General features: G+C 68.2%; 13 protein-coding genes. 4 read left to right on the forward strand and 9 right to left on the reverse strand.

Translation table 11 applies throughout. From position 1 onward, the window contains the following. The first annotated feature begins 85 nt into the window (after nucleotides 1-85). Nucleotides 86-559, forward strand: coding sequence for a MarR family winged helix-turn-helix transcriptional regulator (locus ACWDXS_RS01405; RefSeq protein WP_378630766.1), 474 nt, complete (start codon nucleotides 86-88; stop codon nucleotides 557-559). 78 nt (nucleotides 560-637) lie between these two features. On the opposite strand, the gene ACWDXS_RS01410 is transcribed toward ACWDXS_RS01405, so the two are convergent. After that, nucleotides 638-2,341 (reverse strand): aldehyde dehydrogenase family protein, encoded by a 1,704-nt coding sequence (locus tag ACWDXS_RS01410; RefSeq protein ID WP_449960838.1) that lies wholly within the window; start codon nucleotides 2,339-2,341, stop codon nucleotides 638-640. Next, nucleotides 2,338-3,909, reverse strand: coding sequence for a GMC family oxidoreductase (locus ACWDXS_RS01415; protein WP_449960841.1), 1,572 nt, complete (start codon nucleotides 3,907-3,909; stop codon nucleotides 2,338-2,340). Before ACWDXS_RS01415 ends, ACWDXS_RS01410 begins: the two co-directional genes overlap by 4 nt. A gap of 165 nt (nucleotides 3,910-4,074) precedes the next feature. Here ACWDXS_RS01415 and ACWDXS_RS01420 point away from each other — a divergent pair, with 165 nt between their 5' ends. After that, nucleotides 4,075-5,304, forward strand: a complete 1,230-nt coding sequence (locus tag ACWDXS_RS01420) for a PucR family transcriptional regulator (protein ID WP_449960844.1) — start codon at nucleotides 4,075-4,077, stop codon at nucleotides 5,302-5,304. On the opposite strand, the gene fadD11 is transcribed toward ACWDXS_RS01420, so the two are convergent. Genes fadD11 through ACWDXS_RS01455 form a run of 7 tightly spaced genes read right to left on the reverse strand, consistent with a single transcriptional unit; the run spans nucleotide 5,291 to nucleotide 13,766 of the window. Continuing rightward, on the reverse strand, nucleotides 5,291-7,090 hold the full coding sequence (fadD11, locus tag ACWDXS_RS01425; protein ID WP_379312601.1) for a fatty acid--CoA ligase FadD11: 1,800 nt from the start codon (nucleotides 7,088-7,090) through the stop codon (nucleotides 5,291-5,293). The two genes, ACWDXS_RS01420 and fadD11, sit on opposite strands and share 14 nt — an antisense overlap. Then, a complete protein-coding gene (locus ACWDXS_RS01430; protein WP_449960847.1) occupies nucleotides 7,087-8,034 on the reverse strand; it encodes an alpha/beta hydrolase in 948 nt (315 codons plus the stop codon). Before ACWDXS_RS01430 ends, fadD11 begins: the two co-directional genes overlap by 4 nt. After that, complete coding sequence (locus tag ACWDXS_RS01435; protein WP_449963366.1) at nucleotides 8,031-8,903, reverse strand: short-chain dehydrogenase/reductase; 873 nt, start codon at nucleotides 8,901-8,903, stop codon at nucleotides 8,031-8,033. The genes ACWDXS_RS01430 and ACWDXS_RS01435 overlap by 4 nt, the downstream gene beginning before the upstream one ends. After that, nucleotides 8,903-10,360 (reverse strand): flavin-containing monooxygenase, encoded by a 1,458-nt coding sequence (locus ACWDXS_RS01440; protein ID WP_449960850.1) that lies wholly within the window; start codon nucleotides 10,358-10,360, stop codon nucleotides 8,903-8,905. The genes ACWDXS_RS01435 and ACWDXS_RS01440 overlap by 1 nt, the downstream gene beginning before the upstream one ends. Nucleotides 10,361-10,363: 3 nt before the next feature. Further along, nucleotides 10,364-11,836 carry an aldehyde dehydrogenase family protein gene (locus ACWDXS_RS01445; RefSeq protein WP_449960852.1) on the reverse strand — a complete coding sequence of 491 codons (1,473 nt, stop codon included), beginning with the start codon at nucleotides 11,834-11,836 and terminating at the stop codon, nucleotides 10,364-10,366. Between the two features lie 20 nt (nucleotides 11,837-11,856). Beyond that, complete coding sequence (locus tag ACWDXS_RS01450) at nucleotides 11,857-12,888, reverse strand: PDR/VanB family oxidoreductase (protein WP_449960855.1); 1,032 nt, start codon at nucleotides 12,886-12,888, stop codon at nucleotides 11,857-11,859. Beyond that, on the reverse strand, nucleotides 12,885-13,766 hold the full coding sequence (locus tag ACWDXS_RS01455) for a metal-dependent hydrolase (RefSeq protein ID WP_449960858.1): 882 nt from the start codon (nucleotides 13,764-13,766) through the stop codon (nucleotides 12,885-12,887). The genes ACWDXS_RS01450 and ACWDXS_RS01455 overlap by 4 nt, the downstream gene beginning before the upstream one ends. Nucleotides 13,767-13,864: 98 nt before the next feature. On the opposite strand from ACWDXS_RS01455, the gene ACWDXS_RS01460 reads away from it, so the two are divergent. Next, entirely contained in the window at nucleotides 13,865-14,482 is a 618-nt protein-coding gene (locus ACWDXS_RS01460; protein ID WP_449960860.1) for a TetR/AcrR family transcriptional regulator, read from the forward strand. Nucleotides 14,483-14,708: 226 nt separating this feature from the next. Further along, the gene (locus tag ACWDXS_RS01465; RefSeq protein ID WP_449960863.1) at nucleotides 14,709-16,208 is read left to right on the forward strand and encodes a CoA-acylating methylmalonate-semialdehyde dehydrogenase; all 1,500 of its coding nucleotides are present in this window, start codon (nucleotides 14,709-14,711) and stop codon (nucleotides 16,206-16,208) included. The last annotated feature ends 4 nt before the right edge of the window (nucleotides 16,209-16,212 follow it).

Raw genomic sequence — 16,212 nt, forward strand, 5'->3', positions numbered from 1 at the left:
ATGATGGCTGCCGATGACCGACGCGGGTGTGGCGCCGACTACGATCGCCTCTGCTGTCCAGCTCAGAAATCGAGGTTTCCCACCAGTGACCGAACCGTTGATCCCGGACATGGTCGCCGACCACACCAGCTGCCTGCTGATCAAGCTCGGGCAGGTGATGTTCCGTGTGAGCGAGGATCGGCTCGCCACCCTGGGCCTGCGGACCAGACACTTCATGATCTTGAAGGTGCTGGCAGGCGACCAGGCCAGCTCTCAGCTCGAACTGGGAACCCGGCTGCGCATCGACTCGACCACCATGGTCGCCGCGATCGACCATCTGGAGTCGGCGGGCCTGGCCGCCAGGATTCGCGATCACCGCGACCGCCGCCGGTTTCTCGTCGAGATCACCGAGCAGGGAATGCGCGCCGTCGAGCAGGCCGACGAGCTCGTCCGCACGCTGAACGACGACCTCTTCGACGGTCTGGATCAGGATCAGCGCGCGAACTTGCACCAAGCGTTGCTGGCGATGAATTCCGGCGAGGCGTTGCCGCGGGCTTACGACGCCGTGCGGCAACGCTGACCCCCGCGCGAGAGCGTTCCACCGGATCTCGGTGCCGGTCGATCCGGTGGAACGGGGTTTCGTCGCTGCGGCGAACAGCTAGCCGCGCAGGGCGGAGGCGAAGATCGCCGGTAGCTTGGACCACCCCGGCGCCGCCGAGAAATAGGCCAGCAGACGGCCCGTGGTGGCGGCGGTCTTGTTGGTCACGAACCAGGGCGGCTTGGGCGCCAACGTGAATTCACCGCGCGTGATCGACCTGGGCGCGGGTCGGAACGGCCCACGGACGACAGTGCGTTCGGGATCTTCGATCAGCAGCGCGTTGTGGACCACGCCGATACCGCTCTGCACATCGTCGAGGGTATGGCCGGGGAACGCACCCCAGCTCGCGCGGGCGGTCAGATAGCCGACTCCGGTCCAGGCGTTGATCGCGACGGTGCCGTATCGAAGGTCGACGATCGCTTCATCGAGCGCGGCGCCGAGCTGACGCAGCGTCTTCGGGTGGGCGATGATGTTCACGCCCAGGGTGCCGATGAACTGCTCGTTCGAGACCTCGACCGCGGCACGCAGGAACGTCGACCCGGTGCCGGGCAGTTCGGTGACACCGAAAACGGGGGAGAAGTACTCCTCGTGCAGCGCTGGTTCGTCCTTCGACGGCGAGATTCCGAGCACCAGCGTGCGGTCGTTGTTCGGGCCGACGCTCTGTGCCTGCGGATATTCCTTGCGCGCGTTGGCCACTCGACTCTCGCTGCCCGGGTAGTAGGCCGGTCGCCCCGGTGCCCGCTCGAACGCCGCACGCAGCTCGGCGAGGAATTTCTCCTTCTGTGGCCAGTCCGCGCTCACGATGGCGACCTGGGACGCGACACAGTTGTACCCGTTGTTGTGCAGTCGCTGCGTCGCAAGGTGTTCGGCCTGGAACTTCAGATCCGCCTCCGACCACTGCCCGGGGATCACGATGGTGGGTGAGACGCCGCCGAGTTCGCTGGTGATCGGTTTCGTCAGCAGCGGTGTGTTCGCTGCTTTGCGTTGCGCGCCTTCGGCTCCCCGGCCGAACACGATGGCGTCGTGGGTGTTGCTGCTGCCGGTCATGTGCACCGAGGTCACGTCGGGATGGTTGACCAGCGCGGTGCCGACATCGGCACCGCCGGTGAGGATTCGCAAGAACCCGCGATCGATCAGCGGGGCGAAAATGCGCTCGAACACCGGAAGCAGCGGATCGGTGATGGGGTTGAGCTTCAATGCCACGACCCGGTTGTCCGCGATCAATTGGTACAGCAGGTCCAGCGGCGGAATGGAGAAGATGTTCCCGGCGCCGAGCACGACGCCGACCCCGCCTGCCGTGTGTGGTGCGCGTGCGCCCGAACCTGCTCGTGCCCGGACGGTGGCGGCGTCGACGCCGGGCTTGGTCCACACCTCGGCGGTGAAGCCGTTGAGCAGCAGCCGATCGAAGATCCCGTGCGGGAGCACGTGCACGGCCGACCTGTTGCCGGGCGCCGCGGTGACCTCGAAGCCGTCGACCGGGCTACGACCGGCATCGAGCGCGGCGAGGCTTTCGATCAACGCGCCGGTGCCGGTGATCACCGGATAGGGGCCGCTGATCCATTCCTCGCCGACCAGGGGTGAATCCTTCGGCAGGCCCTTGATGCCGATGGCGATGTCTACCCAGTCCTGCGCGTGTTGCTCGGTCAGGTCGTGCACCTGCTGCAGCAGCAGGCGACGGTCGGCGAGCGCAGTCGCCGCCCACCGCGCCGCGCCCTCGGTCAATGCCTCGATCGCGGCGTCGATTGTCGTTGCTGTGCTGGTCATTTCGTTCCTCCGGTGGTGGCGACGGCATCTTCGCGAATGAGGTCGGCGGCCTTCTCGGCGATCATGATGGTCGGCGCGTTCGTATTGCCGCGCACGACCGTGGGCATCACCGACGCGTCGACGACGCGCAAGCCCTGCAGGCCGAGCACCCGCAGCCGGCTGTCGACGACCGACCCGATGGCACACGTCGATGTCGGGTGATACAGCGTCTGGCCGTATCGGCGGGCGAAGGCGAGCAGGTCTTGCTCCGAATCCGACTCGGGGGCAACGAATTCCGCGGTGATGTGCTCGGCGAGGGCGGCCCGGCCCGCGATGTCGAGGGCGATGCGCAGGCCCGCCACAATGCTGCGCCGGTCCTCGTCGGTGGCGAGGTAGTTGTGCACGATTCTCGGCGCGGTGGTCGGCGCGGCCGAACGGAGCATCACCTTGCCGACGCTCGTCGGATGGAGCACGCAGGGTCCCACGGCGAATCCGTGCGCGACGGGTGCGCCGAGTCCCTCCTCGTGGAACAGCACCGGTGCCAGGTGGAACTGCACGTCCGGACCTTCCAGGCCGGACGTCGTCTCGAAGAATCCGCCCGCCTCTCCGATGTTCGAGGTGAGCGGACCACGGCCCTGCTCCTGCAACAACGCGAGGTTCTCCGGCGACAGTGCGGTCATCAGCGATTCGGTGTCGGTGCGGTAGTTGATCAGCGTCATGTAGTGGTCTTGCAGGTTCTCGCCGACCGGAAGGTCGCGCACCACCTCGATCTGGAACAGCGCGAGCTCATCGGCGGGACCGACGCCCGACAGCAGCAACAGATGCGCCGATCCGTAAGTGCCGCCGGAGAGGATGACTTCGCGTTCGGCACGAACCGTGTCGACCTCGCCGCCACGGCTGATCTCGACGCCGACCGCCCGATCGCCCTCGAACAGCACCTTCTGGGCGAGCGCATCGGTGATGACGGTCAGGTTCGGCCGCGTCATCGCCGGATGCAGATAGGCGACGGCTGTGCTGCACCGCATGCCGTCACGCTGAGTCACCTGATAGCGGCCCACGCCCAATTGTGTTGCGCCGTTGAAGTCCTCGTTGCGCGCGTACCCCGCCTGCTCGGCCGCCTCGACGAAGGCTCCGGCAATAGCGTGCTGCGAACGACTCTCCGAGACGCGCAGTGGTCCACCGGCGCCGTGATAGGCGTCCTTGCCCCGTTCGTTGTCCTCGGCTCGCTGGAAATACGGCAGGACATCGTCGTAGGACCAACCCTCGGCACCGGCCGCGGCCCAGGCGTCGTAGTCGGCACGGTTGCCCCGGATGTAGATCATCGCGTTCATCGAGCTCGATCCGCCCAGCATCCGGCCCCGGGGCAGGTACGCGCGCCGACCGCCCAGCTGCGGTTCGGGTTCGGTGTCGAGATCCCAGTCCCACTCGCTCTTGAACAAGGCGCCGAACGCGGCCGGGATATGGATCTCGTCGGCGCTGTCGGCCGACCCTGCTTCGATGACGGCGACCGATACCGCCGGATCCTCGGAGAGTCTGGCAGCCAACACGGCGCCTGCCGAACCCGCGCCGACGATGACGTAGTCGTACATTGCAATGCCTCTCGATGCGATGTAGTGAGGTGGATCACTTGTCTCGATCGTGGCCGACGGTGGGCGGGCAACCTATGGTCCAGCGCTCCGGATTACCGTGACCTCAGTGTGCAAGTGCACAACGCAGCTGGTAGGGACGCTTTTCGCAGCGCCTACAATAAGAGGATGACGACAGTTCCCGAGGTGTCGTCCGACGTATCGGTGGAGCTTGTCGACAGGCTGTTGCTGCGGGCGGACGAGCTGACCGACGTGCTGGTGGCGCAAATCCTGTCCGGCGACCATGCCTATGCCGAGGCGACCCGGTTGACCCACCAGGACCTGCGCCAGGCCACCTACGACAACCTGGTGACTCTGCTCGGTCAACTCGGGGGTCGCTCCCGGCCGCGGCTGGACGCCGCGCGCGCCGCCGGACGGCTCAAGGCCGAGCAACAGGTTCCGCTGGCGGCGCTGCTGCACGCGTACCGGCTGGCGGGCCGGTTGCTCTGGGACCGGCTGCTCGGCGAGATGGGCGGCGAGCTCACAGAATCGTTGGCGCACAAGGGCTCCGAGCTGTGGAGCATCATCGACGACTACTCGAGCGCGGCCGCGGAAGCCTACGGTGAGGTGGCGTTCGAACGCGCCCATCGCGACGCGCAGACCCGCAGCCTCGCGTTGCGCTCACTGCTGTCGGCCGCCGTCGACGACGGCGCGCCACTGTGGGAAACCCTGCGCCTGCTGAACCTGCCGGAGACCGGGACGTTCCTGGTGGTCAGCGCCGAAATCGTCGAGCCGGTCGCGGCCCCGCTGCGCGGCGTCGAGGAACGTCTGCGCTCGATCGGCGTGCACTCGATCTGGACGGTCGAATTCGACACCCACATCGGCTTGATCAGCCTGAAACCGGGCACGGCGCGGGCCGAAGCCGACGCGGTCCTCGGGGGCCTGGCCACCGGCCGGGTCGGGGTGAGCCGCCCGTTCGACGATCCGCGTCGAGCCCACGACGCGCTCCACGAGGCGAAACTGGCGTGCCGGTGCGCCCGGCCCGGCGATATCGAGGTCAACAACTTCGGTGACCAGCCGATCCCGTTGCTGATCGCGCATCTGCCGGAGGTGAGTCGTCAGCTCGCCACCGGAATTCTCGGCTCGGTCCTCGAGCTGCCCGCGATGGAGCGGGACACGCTGTTGGAGACGCTCGAGGCGTGGTTCGCCGCGGGCGGGGTGGTGGCCGATGCGGCGAAACGACTGCACTTCCACCGCAACACCGTGCACCAACGGCTGCGGCGAATCGAAGCCCTCACCGGCCGCAGCTGTACCGATCCCACCGCGGCCGCCGAGTTCTACTTCGCCTTGCAGACAACCCGACTCGTCCGACCGCGCCAGGCGGGGTCGGACGAGTCGGGTACCGCTATCCGGCGTTGACGACCTCGGCGGGCGGGTTCTCCGCGTAGAGCTCGTCGATCTGCGCGGTGTACTTCTCGGCGATGACCTTGCGCTTGAGCTTCAAGGTGAGCGTGACCTCGTCACCGCCCGCCTCCCAGAACGTGGGCAGAATGCGGAAGCGCTTGATCTGCTCCACCCGCGAGAGCTTGCTGTTGCCCTGTGCCACACCGGCTTCGATCGCGGCCCGCACCGTGGGATCGACCGCCAGCGCGGCGGCGGAGGCGTCGGGGAGCGCGTGCTCGCGTGCGTAGGGCTCGACGGACTCGGCGTCGAGCACGATCAGCGCGGTGTTGTAGGACCGGCCGTCGCCGAGCACGGCCATCGCGCCGATCAGCGGCGTGGCCGCCTTGATCGCGTTCTCGATGTTGGTGGGGGACATGTTCTTGCCCGCCGCGTTGATGATCATCTCCTTCTTGCGGTCGACGACGCGAAGGTAGCCGTGGTCGTCGATGCTGACGATGTCGCCGGTGCGCAACCAGCCGTCGGCGTCGATCGCCTCGGCGGTCTGCTCGGGCATCCCTCGGTAGCCTTTCATCACCAGCGGCCCACGCACGTGCAGTTCACCGTCGTCGGACAGCCGTGATTCCATGCCGGGCAACAGCTTTCCGACCGCCCCGAGCTTGGCGTCACGGGGATGGCTGACGCTACAGATGCACGACAGTTCCGACATGCCCCAGATCTCGGCGATCGGGATGCCGAGACCGGCGAAGAAGGCCAGCGTCTGCGGCGGGATCGGGGCCGCGCCGGACATGGCCCACCGCACCCGGTCCAGACCGAGGGCGGCGCGCAGCTTGCTCAGCACCAGTTCGTCGGCCCGCGCCCATTCGGCGGCGAGCTCGGCGGGTACCGGTTCATCGGCGAGCTGATGGGCGGCGCGGGCCGCGGCGACCGACATCGCCCACGCCATGCCCTGGCGGCGGGTCTCGTCGGGTTCGGCCGCGACCTTGAATTCGATGGCGGCCTTGAGCTTTTCCCACACCCGCGGCACCGCGCCCCAGATGGTCGGATGCAGGTCGGCGAGGGCGGCGGCGATCTGCTTGGGATCGCCGACACTGGTCACCTGGGTGCCGAGCACCTCCTGGACATAGAGCGCGGTCAGCCGGTCGGCGATGTGCGCGGTCGGCATGAACGAGGTGATGGTGTCACCGAATTCGATGCCGAGGATGTCGGCGATGCCGTACACCTGGAACAGCAGGGCGGCATGGGTGGTCTCGACGCCCTTGGGCGCGCCGGTGGTGCCCGAGGTGTAGATGAGTGTCGCGACGTCCTCGCCACGGACCGCGCGCCAGGCGGCGTCGAAGTCGAAATCGTCACGGCCCGCCGCGAGCAGATCCTTCACCGACAGGGTTGCCTCGGGCGCCTCGTCTACGCACACGATGTGGTCGACGTCGACCCCGGACGAGGCGATGAGCTTCGCGTACTGCGGCTCGCAGATCACCACGCGCGCTCCGGCATTGCCGAGCACGTAGGCGAGCTGTTCGGGGGAGAGCGTGTTGTACACCGAGAACGAGGTGGCGCCCAGATGCTGCGCACCCACTTCCAGGGGATAGAACTCCACCCGGTTGCTCATCATCAGTGCCACGGTGTCGCCGCGACGCACCCCGAGACCGGCCAGTCCGGCGGCGACGGCGCGGACCTGGGTCGCGTACTCGGCCCAGGTGAGGGTCTTGGTGTCGCCGGGGGTGCGCAAGGCGATCGCGGTGGGGGCGATCGAGGCGGTGTGCTGGAACGCTGCGGGCAGGGTGTCGAAACGGGAAATGCTCACGAGGCAGGCGCTTTCTGGGTCATGACCGCGGGGGCGGTGTCGAGATGGGTGGCGACGAAGCGAGCCGCTGCGCGATAGGCGGTCCTCGACTCGGGGACGACGATCGGCAGGGTCTGGAAGGCGTGCATCTGATCCGGCCACACCTGCAGTTCGCACTGCGCCCCGGTGGCCTGCCAGCGCCGCGCGAGTTCGGTCGCGTCGGCGCCGAAGTACTCGGTGTCGCTGGCGTGGATCAAGGTGGGCGGCAGCCGCATTCCGTGGACAGGCCGCAGGTCGAACGGTTCGGCGGTGAACGCGGCGATCGCCTGCCTGGCGATCTGGGTGGACAGCAGACCGTCGCGGTGCTGGTTCTCGTGGCCGATGGCGGTGGCCAGACTCAGGTCGGCCATCGGGGAGAACAACACCAGCGCACCCGGTTCGGGCTGCCCGGCGCGGGCGTTCTCGATGGTCAGATGAGCGGCCAGGAAGCCGCCGGCGGAATCACCGGCGACGACGATCCGGTCCGCCGGACAGCGCCGCGACAGCCACTCGAAGGCGGCGGCCACATCGGTGGGTGCGGCCGGGAACGGGTGCTCGGGCGCGAGGCGGTAGTCGAGGGTGAACACCGCGAGCTTGGTCGCGGTGGACAGCCGGGAGGCGACGCCGCGGTACCCGAGGGCCGAACCGGCGACGAACCCGCCGCCGTGGATGTAGAGCACGACCGCGTCGGTACGGTCGGCGCGCGGCCCACGCACCCACTCGCCGCGGATCCCGTCCTCGTCCACCGGCTCGGTCGCCGTCGCGCGCAACGGCGGCGCGCCCGCCCGCAGTGCCTGTTCGATCAGCAACCGCGACGGCGGCAGCGTGTAGGCGTTCACCGGCGCGAACGCGGCCAGCTGACCCACCGTGAGCGCCGACACCCGCCGGACGGTGCGCGCCCGCAGCGACCCGCGTTCGGCGCTCACCGGCGTTGCTCGATCGCCCGGATCAGCGCGTGCACCGTGGAGTCGGCGGCGAGCCGGTGATCGAGCACGACGTTGATCGCACCGCGCAGCAACGCGTAGGGCTCCCACCCGCTCGGGGCGATGGTGCGCGGTGCGCGCCGGGCGATGCCGTCGGCGATCGTCTTGGCCGCGTACTCGGCGGTGATCCGCACATTGAGCGGCCACGGCAGCATCGCGTCGAGCTCTTTGCCCAGGTCGTCGGTGTCGAGCATGTCGTGGGTCATCGCGGTGTCGACGACGCCGAAGTACGCGACGCCGGCACTGGCCCCGCTCGCGGCGAGTTCCACGCGCAGCGCCCGCCCCAGCTGTTCGACCGCGGCCTTGCTCACCATGTACGGCGAGCCGCCCATCCCCGGTGCGAACGCCGCGCACGACGACACCACCACGACGTGCCCGCGCGCGGACACGATGTGGTCCAGGGCCGGGTGCACGGTGTTGAACACGCCGGTGAGGTTGATCCCGATCACCCGGTCGAAGTCCGCCGGGTCCATCGTGCGCACGGTGGCGGGCTCGGGCGTCACGCCCGCATTGGCGACCACCACGTCGAGGGTGCCGAATCGGCGCACCACCTCGTCGACCGCCGCTGTCATCTGCGCCCGGTCGGCGACATCGGCGCCGATACCGTGGGCGTCCAAACCCAACTCGTCGGCGGCCCGGCGGGCCGCGACCGCGTCGATATCGACCACCACGACCCGCGCACCACGATGGGACAGGATCGCGGCCAGCTCACGGCCGATGCCCTGGCCCGCGCCGGTGATCAGGACGACCTTGCCCGCCACGTCGTAGGAACGCGTGAACCAGGAGGTCGGCGCGAGATCGGGCAGGCCCATCATGCCGACACCTCATAGGACTCGATGTCGAATCGTCTGGTGCGGCGGCGGTATTCGAAGCTCCAGTTCGGATACAGCCCGGCGTTGCCGCCCTCGGCGGTGGTGTAGTAGCTCTCGCAGCCGCCGGTGAGCCACACGGTCTCGGCGCTGCGCCTGCCCATCTCCTCGACGAAGTCGCGCTGGACCTGCGACCGCACCTCGATGCGGGTTTCGCCGCGGGCGCGCAGCGTGCTCAGTGCGTCGACGATGTAGGCGATCTGCGACTCGATCATGAACACCGCCGACTGGTTGCCCGCCGCACCGAACGGACCGAGGGTGCAGAAGAAATTCGGGAACCCGGCCACCGCGGCACCGAGATAGGTCTGCGGACGCTGCCGGAACAGCTCGGCGATCGAGCGCCCGTCGTGGCCGACGATGCGATCGAAAACACTCGGCGTCGAGGTGAAACCGGTGCCGTAGATGATGGTGTCCACGGGGATCTCGACCCCGGCGCGGGTCACGATGGAGCGTGCGCGCACCTCGGCGATACCGTCGGTGACGACGTCGACGTTGTCCTTGTCGAGGGCGGGGAGATAGGCGTCGGAGAAGATGGCTCGCTTGCAGCCGATCATGTAGTCCGGCGTCACCTTCGCACGCAGCTTCGGGTCGCGGATCTGGCGGCGCAGCTGGATCCGGCCCAGCAGCTCGAAGGGATGCCGGAATCGGTTGTCGACGAACCCGACCAGCCCGAAACCCTCGATCAGCGAATACCAGGTCCCCCGAACAGCCTTCTGTGCCAACGGGATCTGACGCAGCAGGCGACGTTCGAGCCCGATCGTCGGGCGGTCCATCCGCGGCACGATCCACGGCGCCGACCGCTGGAACACCGTCAGCGCGGCGACCTTCGGCTGGATCTCCGGTACGAACTGGACCGCGGAGGCGCCCGTGCCGATCACCGCGACGCGCTTGCCGGTCAGATCGTGGTCGTGGTCCCAGTGCAGGGAATGGAAGGCCGTGCCCTCGAAGGTGTCGAGACCGGGCAGCGACGGATACTTCGCCTCCGCGAAAATTCCTGCGGCGGAGAGGAAGTAGTCCGCGGTGAGCTCGCCTCGCGAGGTCTCGATCCGCCACAGCGACCGCTCGTCGTCCCAGCGCGCGTCCACGAGTTCGGTACCGAGCCGCACGTGCCGGATCACGTCGTTGGACTCGGCGACAGTGCGCAGGTAGTCGAGGATCTCGGGCTGCTTGCCGTAGGTGCGCGACCACTCCGGGTTGGGCGCGAAGGAGTAGCTGTAGAGCTGGGAGGGGACATCGCAGGCGCAGCCGGGGTAGGTGTTGGCCTGCCAGGTGCCGCCGAGGTCGTCGGCGCGTTCCAGCACGACGATGTCGTCGAAGCCGGCTTCGCGGAGTTTGATCGTCAGCCCGATCCCGCCGAATCCGGCGCCGAGCACGACGATGTGCGTGTGTTCTGCGGGCATGGGTCAGCCGATCCTTCCGTGCAGCACCGAGACCAGGCGATCGACGACGGTGTCGATCCGGGCGCTGCGGGTGAATGTCGTGAGCGCCAGCGGCGAGGGGAACCGTTGCCGCGTAGTCGCTTTGGCGTAGGTGAACTCGCGCAGACCGTCGGGACCGTGCACCCGGCCGAAGCCGGAGGCGCCGACCCCGCCCAGCGGCAGCGCCGGGATGGTGGCGTGCGCGACGAACGCGTTGATCGAGGTGGCGCCCGCGTCGATGCGGTCGGCGATGGCGTCGCCGTCGCGGCGGGCGAAGACGGTGGCGCCGAGCCCGTACTCCGAGTCGTTGACCCGCTCGATCGCCTCGTCCATGGACGCGACCCGGGTGACGACCAGCGTCGGGCCGAAGGTCTCCTCGGTGACCGCCGCGGCGTCGTGCGGCACGTCGACCAGGATGGTCGGCTGCACGAACTGGCCCTCGATGGCGTCGAGGCCGCCCAGCAACGCCCGCCCGCCGCGCGCGAGGGCGTCCTCGATGTGGCGGTGGATCACGGCCAGCTGTTTGGGCATGGTGATCGGACCGATCTTCGCTGTTCCCGACCCGGCTCGCAGGCCGCGGGCCCGATCGAGCAGTTCGGTGAGGAAGGTGTCGTAGACGTCGGTGTGGACGTACACCCGCTCCACTCCGAGGCAGGTCTGCCCGGCATTGGCCATGCCACCCCACAGCGCGGCGTCGGCGGCGGCGCCGAGGTCGGCGTCGGCGTCGACGACGAGTGCGTCCTTGCCGCCGCATTCCATGAGCACCGGCGTGAGCCGCTGCGCACAGGCGGCCATCACGCGTTTGCCCGTCTCGGTGGAACCGGTGAACCCGATCTTGCCGACCCGGCTGCGGCACAGCGCCGCGCCGGTCTCACCGCCGCCGGTGATCACTTGCAGCACCGGCTGTTCGGGGACGGCGCGGGCGAACGCCTCGGCGAGCCAGACGCCGACTCCCGGGGTGTACTCGCTGGGTTTGAACACCACCGCGTTGCCCGCGGCGAGGGCGAACGAGATCGAGCCGAGCGGGGTGAACACCGGGTAGTTCCAGGGGCCGATCACCCCGACCACGCCGAAGGGGCGGTACTCGAGCCGGCAGGCCTGGTTGACGGTCAACAGGCTGGGCGCGACCGATCGCGGACCGAGCACGTCTTTCGCGTTGTGCGCGGCCCATTTCAGGTGTTCGAGCGCCATCACGATCTCGAGCGCGGCGTCGGAGTGGGGTTTGCCCATCTCCTGGCTCATGATGCGAGCGAGTTCGTCACGGCCGCGGGTGATCTCGGCGCGCCAGCGATCGAGACGACGCGCACGTTCGTCGAAACCCGCGGTGCGCCACCAGGTCGCGGCACCGTGGGCCCGTTCGACGGCGGCCTCGACGGCGCTCTCGTCGTGGCTGGGATAGGAACCGACCAGGGCACCGGTCGCGGGGCTGTGGACGTCGAAGCTGAGGGTGGTGGTCACGGGAGGCGTGCCTTTCGCGGTCAGAGGTCCAGCGTGAGTGCGCCACCGGCGGAACGGGACACGCAGGTGAGGAGGTGGTCGGCACGCTCGCCCGGGGGGAGCAGTCGGTCGCGATGATCGATCGAGCCCGCGAGGACCTTGGTCTTGCAGCTGCCGCAGAAACCCTGTCGGCAGGAGTAGACGACGTCGGGGCGCACCCGGCGGATCGCGTCGAGCGCGGTTTCGGTGCTCTCGACGCGCACGGTCCGCCCGCTGCGCGCGAGGGTGATGTCGAAGGCTTTGCCGTCGGTCACCGGCCGCGCCGAGAACAGTTCGGTGTGTAGCGAGGCAGTGGGATTCAGCGCGAACAGGCTGCGCTGGGCGGCGTCGAGCACCGGGGGAGGACCGCACACGTAGACCGCCGCACCGGGGGCGGCGGTGGCCAGCAGTGCGGGCAGATCGGGTGAGCCGAATTCGTCGTCGGGGCGCACCTCGGCGCCTGCCGGGAGCTCGGCCAGGAACGGCATGGTCTCGCGCGAACGGCCCAGATAGACCAGCCGCCCTCGGGAACCGGCCGCCCGAGCCATAGGCAGGATCGGGGTGATCCCGATGCCCGCGGCGATGAACAGATACGACGGCGCGGTCTCGACGAAGGTGAAGGCGTTGCGCGGACCGCGGATGCGCAACACGTCACCGGCGCGCAGGGTGTGCATCTCCCGCGATCCGCCGCCGCCGTTGTCTATGCGGCGCACCGCGATCCGGTAGCGATGGCGGTCGCGCGGGTCACCGCACAGCGAGTACTGGCGCTGGCGGCCCGAGGCAAGGAAGACATCGATGTGGCATCCCGGCCGCCACGACGGCAGGTCCCCGCCGTCGGCGCCCACCAGGGTCAGACTCACCACGTCGGCGGCCTCGGCGTGCACCGCTTCCACCCGCACGTCGAGATCGAAGCCGTTGTGCCGCACCGGATGTGGTGGCGACAGCGCGGGCTGGGTGAAAACCTTCTTGTAGATGTCGACGGCGGCACCGAGGGCTCGCAGGCTCGGTGTCGCGACACCCGCGGGAGGGTTCACGCGCGAGCCGCCGGCGAGTGCGCCAGATACCGCAGCGCGTTGTCCATCGAACCCAGATGGGAGGGATGGAAACTCGGTCGCAGGTAGCGCGGCATCTCGGTGACGAACGTGGTGAAGCTCGGAATCACCCCGCGCACGGTGGCGCTGACGAATTGCCTGGCCCAGGAGCGGCCCTTGTCCTTGCTCGGATCCTGGCGATACAGGTACGCGGTCGAGATGACGAACAGCGGCAGCAGGGTGCCGCTGGCGAGCAGCCCGGTGCGCAGTCGGCGGGCGTAGCCGCCGTCGACGTGCATGTAGGCGTCGAACACCACGCTGCGGTGCTCGACCTCCTCGGCGCCGTGCCAGCGCACCAGGTCGAGCATGGTCGGGTCCATCCCGAGCTCGGCGAGTACGTCCGATTCCAGCAGCCACTCGCCGATGACGGCGGTGAAGTGTTCCATCCCGGCGAACAGGCCGAGGCGTTCCTTGAGCCATTCCTCTTTGGCGCGGCCGGTGAGTCCCTGGTCGCCCAGGATCCGGTCGACCATCCAGGCGATCTTGGCGACATAGGACTCGACATCGAGTCCGATCGACTGCAGATGCCGCCGCGCGCCCTCGTGGCTGCTGGCGTGCATCGATTCCTGGCCGATGAACCCGGTGACCTCCTCCCGCAGCCGCTCGTCCTCGATATAGGGCAGGGCTTCGGCCAGGCAGGTGGCCATCGCCCGTTCGCCCTCGGGGAGGACGAGATGCATCACGTTGGTGACATGTGTCGCGAGGACTTCGCCCGGGATGTAGTGCAGGGGCACCGACGAGAAGTCGAAATGCACATCCCGCGCGTGAATTGCGTGCGCTTGTTCCTGATAGGAGCGCGCCGTTGCACCGTTATCAGCCATATCGGAACCGTACAGTGCAACAAATAGTATCGCAATGTTGCAGACGGATCTGATCTGCGGTTGTGATCGGGACCCGCCGCGCCTGATACCGTCGAAGCGTGCTCTCCGCCGCCGCGACCTCGGGAAATTCGCCCACCGCCGACTCCGTCGAAGAACGAATTCTCGATGCCGCCCTCGTGCAGTTCGAGCGGGTGGGCGTGCGCAAGACGACGATCGAGGACATCGCCAAGGCCGCCGACGTCGACCGCGCCACCGTCTACCGGCGGATCGGTTCGCGCGACGATGTGGTGAGCGCGGCCTTCGAACGGGAGGTGCGCAGGCTGCTGGCCGACCTGGGTGAGATCCCGGCGCGCCACGACACCTTCGACGACATCGTCGTCGACGTGTTCACCACCGTGATCACGCGCTGGCGGGCGCACCCATTGGTCGAGCGGCTGCTCACGCTGGAGGCCGACCGCCTGCTGCCCCAGCTCACCGTCGACGGGGCGTCGTTCTTCCTGCTCTCGGTCGCGGCGTCCACCGAGATCCTCCGAAAGGTGCTCGAGGACAGCCGATTTCCCGACATTCCCGACCTGAGCGCTCGGGTCGAAGTGGTCTGCCGCGTGGTGCACTCGCTGATCCTGCAGCCGGTGGGCACCATCGACACCGGCTCGGAGCAAGCATTGGCAGCGTTCGCCCGCACGTACGTGGTTCCGATTCTGGTAGCCGGGTTGTAAGCGCGGGCTCCGCATCGGGGGGTCGGGTCCTCGGTGACCCGGTCGGCCCCCGCGTAGCTGGTCTCGAGTTCTGCACTACTTTGTTGGCGGTATGTCAATAGTGTCGGTCCCTGCATTGACAAACACCGGGCCGGACTGCGAAGGTACCAATTACTTGGACATCCAACTATTGGAAACCCTCCAACTGCGCACACCGCGCGACCGACATCAACGGAGTAGGACTGGCATGGTTCGCGAACTCACGCACTTCATCGGCGGCAAGCACGTCACCGGCACTTCCGGCGCCTTCGGCGACGTCTTCGATCCGAATCTCGGGCAGGTGCAGGCCAAGGTTCCGCTGGCGAATGCCGCCGAGGTGAGCGCGGTGATCGACAACGCGGCCGCGGCTCAGCCGGTGTGGGCGGCGTTCAACCCGCAGAAGCGGGCCAGGGTGCTGATGAAGTTCGTGAACCTGGTCAACGACGAGATGGACAGCCTGGCCGCGCTGCTCTCCTCCGAGCACGGCAAGACCATCGCCGACGCCAAGGGCGACATCCAGCGCGGCCTCGAGGTCATCGAGTTCGCGATCGGCATCCCGCACCTGCTCAAGGGCGAGTACAGCGACAGCGCGGGCACCGGTATCGACGTGTACTCGATGCGTCAGCCGCTGGGTGTCGTCGCGGGCATCACGCCGTTCAACTTCCCGGCGATGATCCCGCTGTGGAAGGCAGGTCCGGCGCTGGCCTGCGGTAACGCCTTCGTGCTCAAGCCCTCCGAACGCGATCCGTCGGTGCCGCTGCGCCTGGCCGAGCTGTTCCTCGAGGCGGGTCTGCCGCCGGGGGTGTTCAACGTGGTCAACGGCGGCAAGGAAGCCGTCGACACGATCTTGGGCGACAAGCGGATCAAGGCGGTCGGTTTCGTCGGCTCGACTCCGATCGCCCAGTACATCTACGAGACCGCGACCGCCAACGGCAAGCGCGCGCAGTGTTTCGGTGGGGCCAAGAACCACGCGGTCGTGATGCCCGATGCCGACCTCGACGATGTCGCCGATCAGCTGATCGGCGCGGCGTACGGGTCCGCGGGGGAGCGCTGCATGGCGCTGTCGGTGGCTGTGCCGGTGGGCGCGGAGACCGCTGATCGGCTGGTCGCGAAGCTGACCGAGCGGGTGCACAAGCTCAATGTCGGGCGCTCCGACGACGCGGGCGCCGATTTCGGTCCGCTGGTCGGGCTCGATGGGGTGAACCGGGTCAACGACTACGTCCAGATCGGGGTCGACGAGGGCGCCGACCTGGTGGTCGACGGCCGCGGCCTGAGCGTCGAGGGTGCCGAGAACGGCTTCTTCGTCGGCGCGAGCCTGTTCGACAATGTCACCGCCGATATGCGGATCTACAAAGAGGAGATCTTCGGCCCGGTGCTCACCGTGGTCCGCGCGGGCGACTACGAAGAAGCGCTGAAGCTGGTCGACGAGCACGAATACGGCAACGGTGTCGCGATCTTCACCCGCGACGGTGACACCGCGCGCGATTTCTCCGCTCGTGTGCAGGTCGGCATGGTCGGGGTCAATGTGCCGATTCCGGTGCCGATCGCCTACTTCACCTTCGGTGGCTGGAAGGGCTCGGGCTTCGGTGATCTCAACCAGCACGGCCCGGATTCGATCCGGTTCTACACCAAGACCAAGACGGTGACCCAGCGTTGGCCTGCCGGGCTCAAGGAGTCCAACGCTTTCGTCATCCCGACGATGGACTGAGGCG

The sequence above is a fragment of the Nocardia sp. NPDC003183 genome (assembly GCF_053590715.1).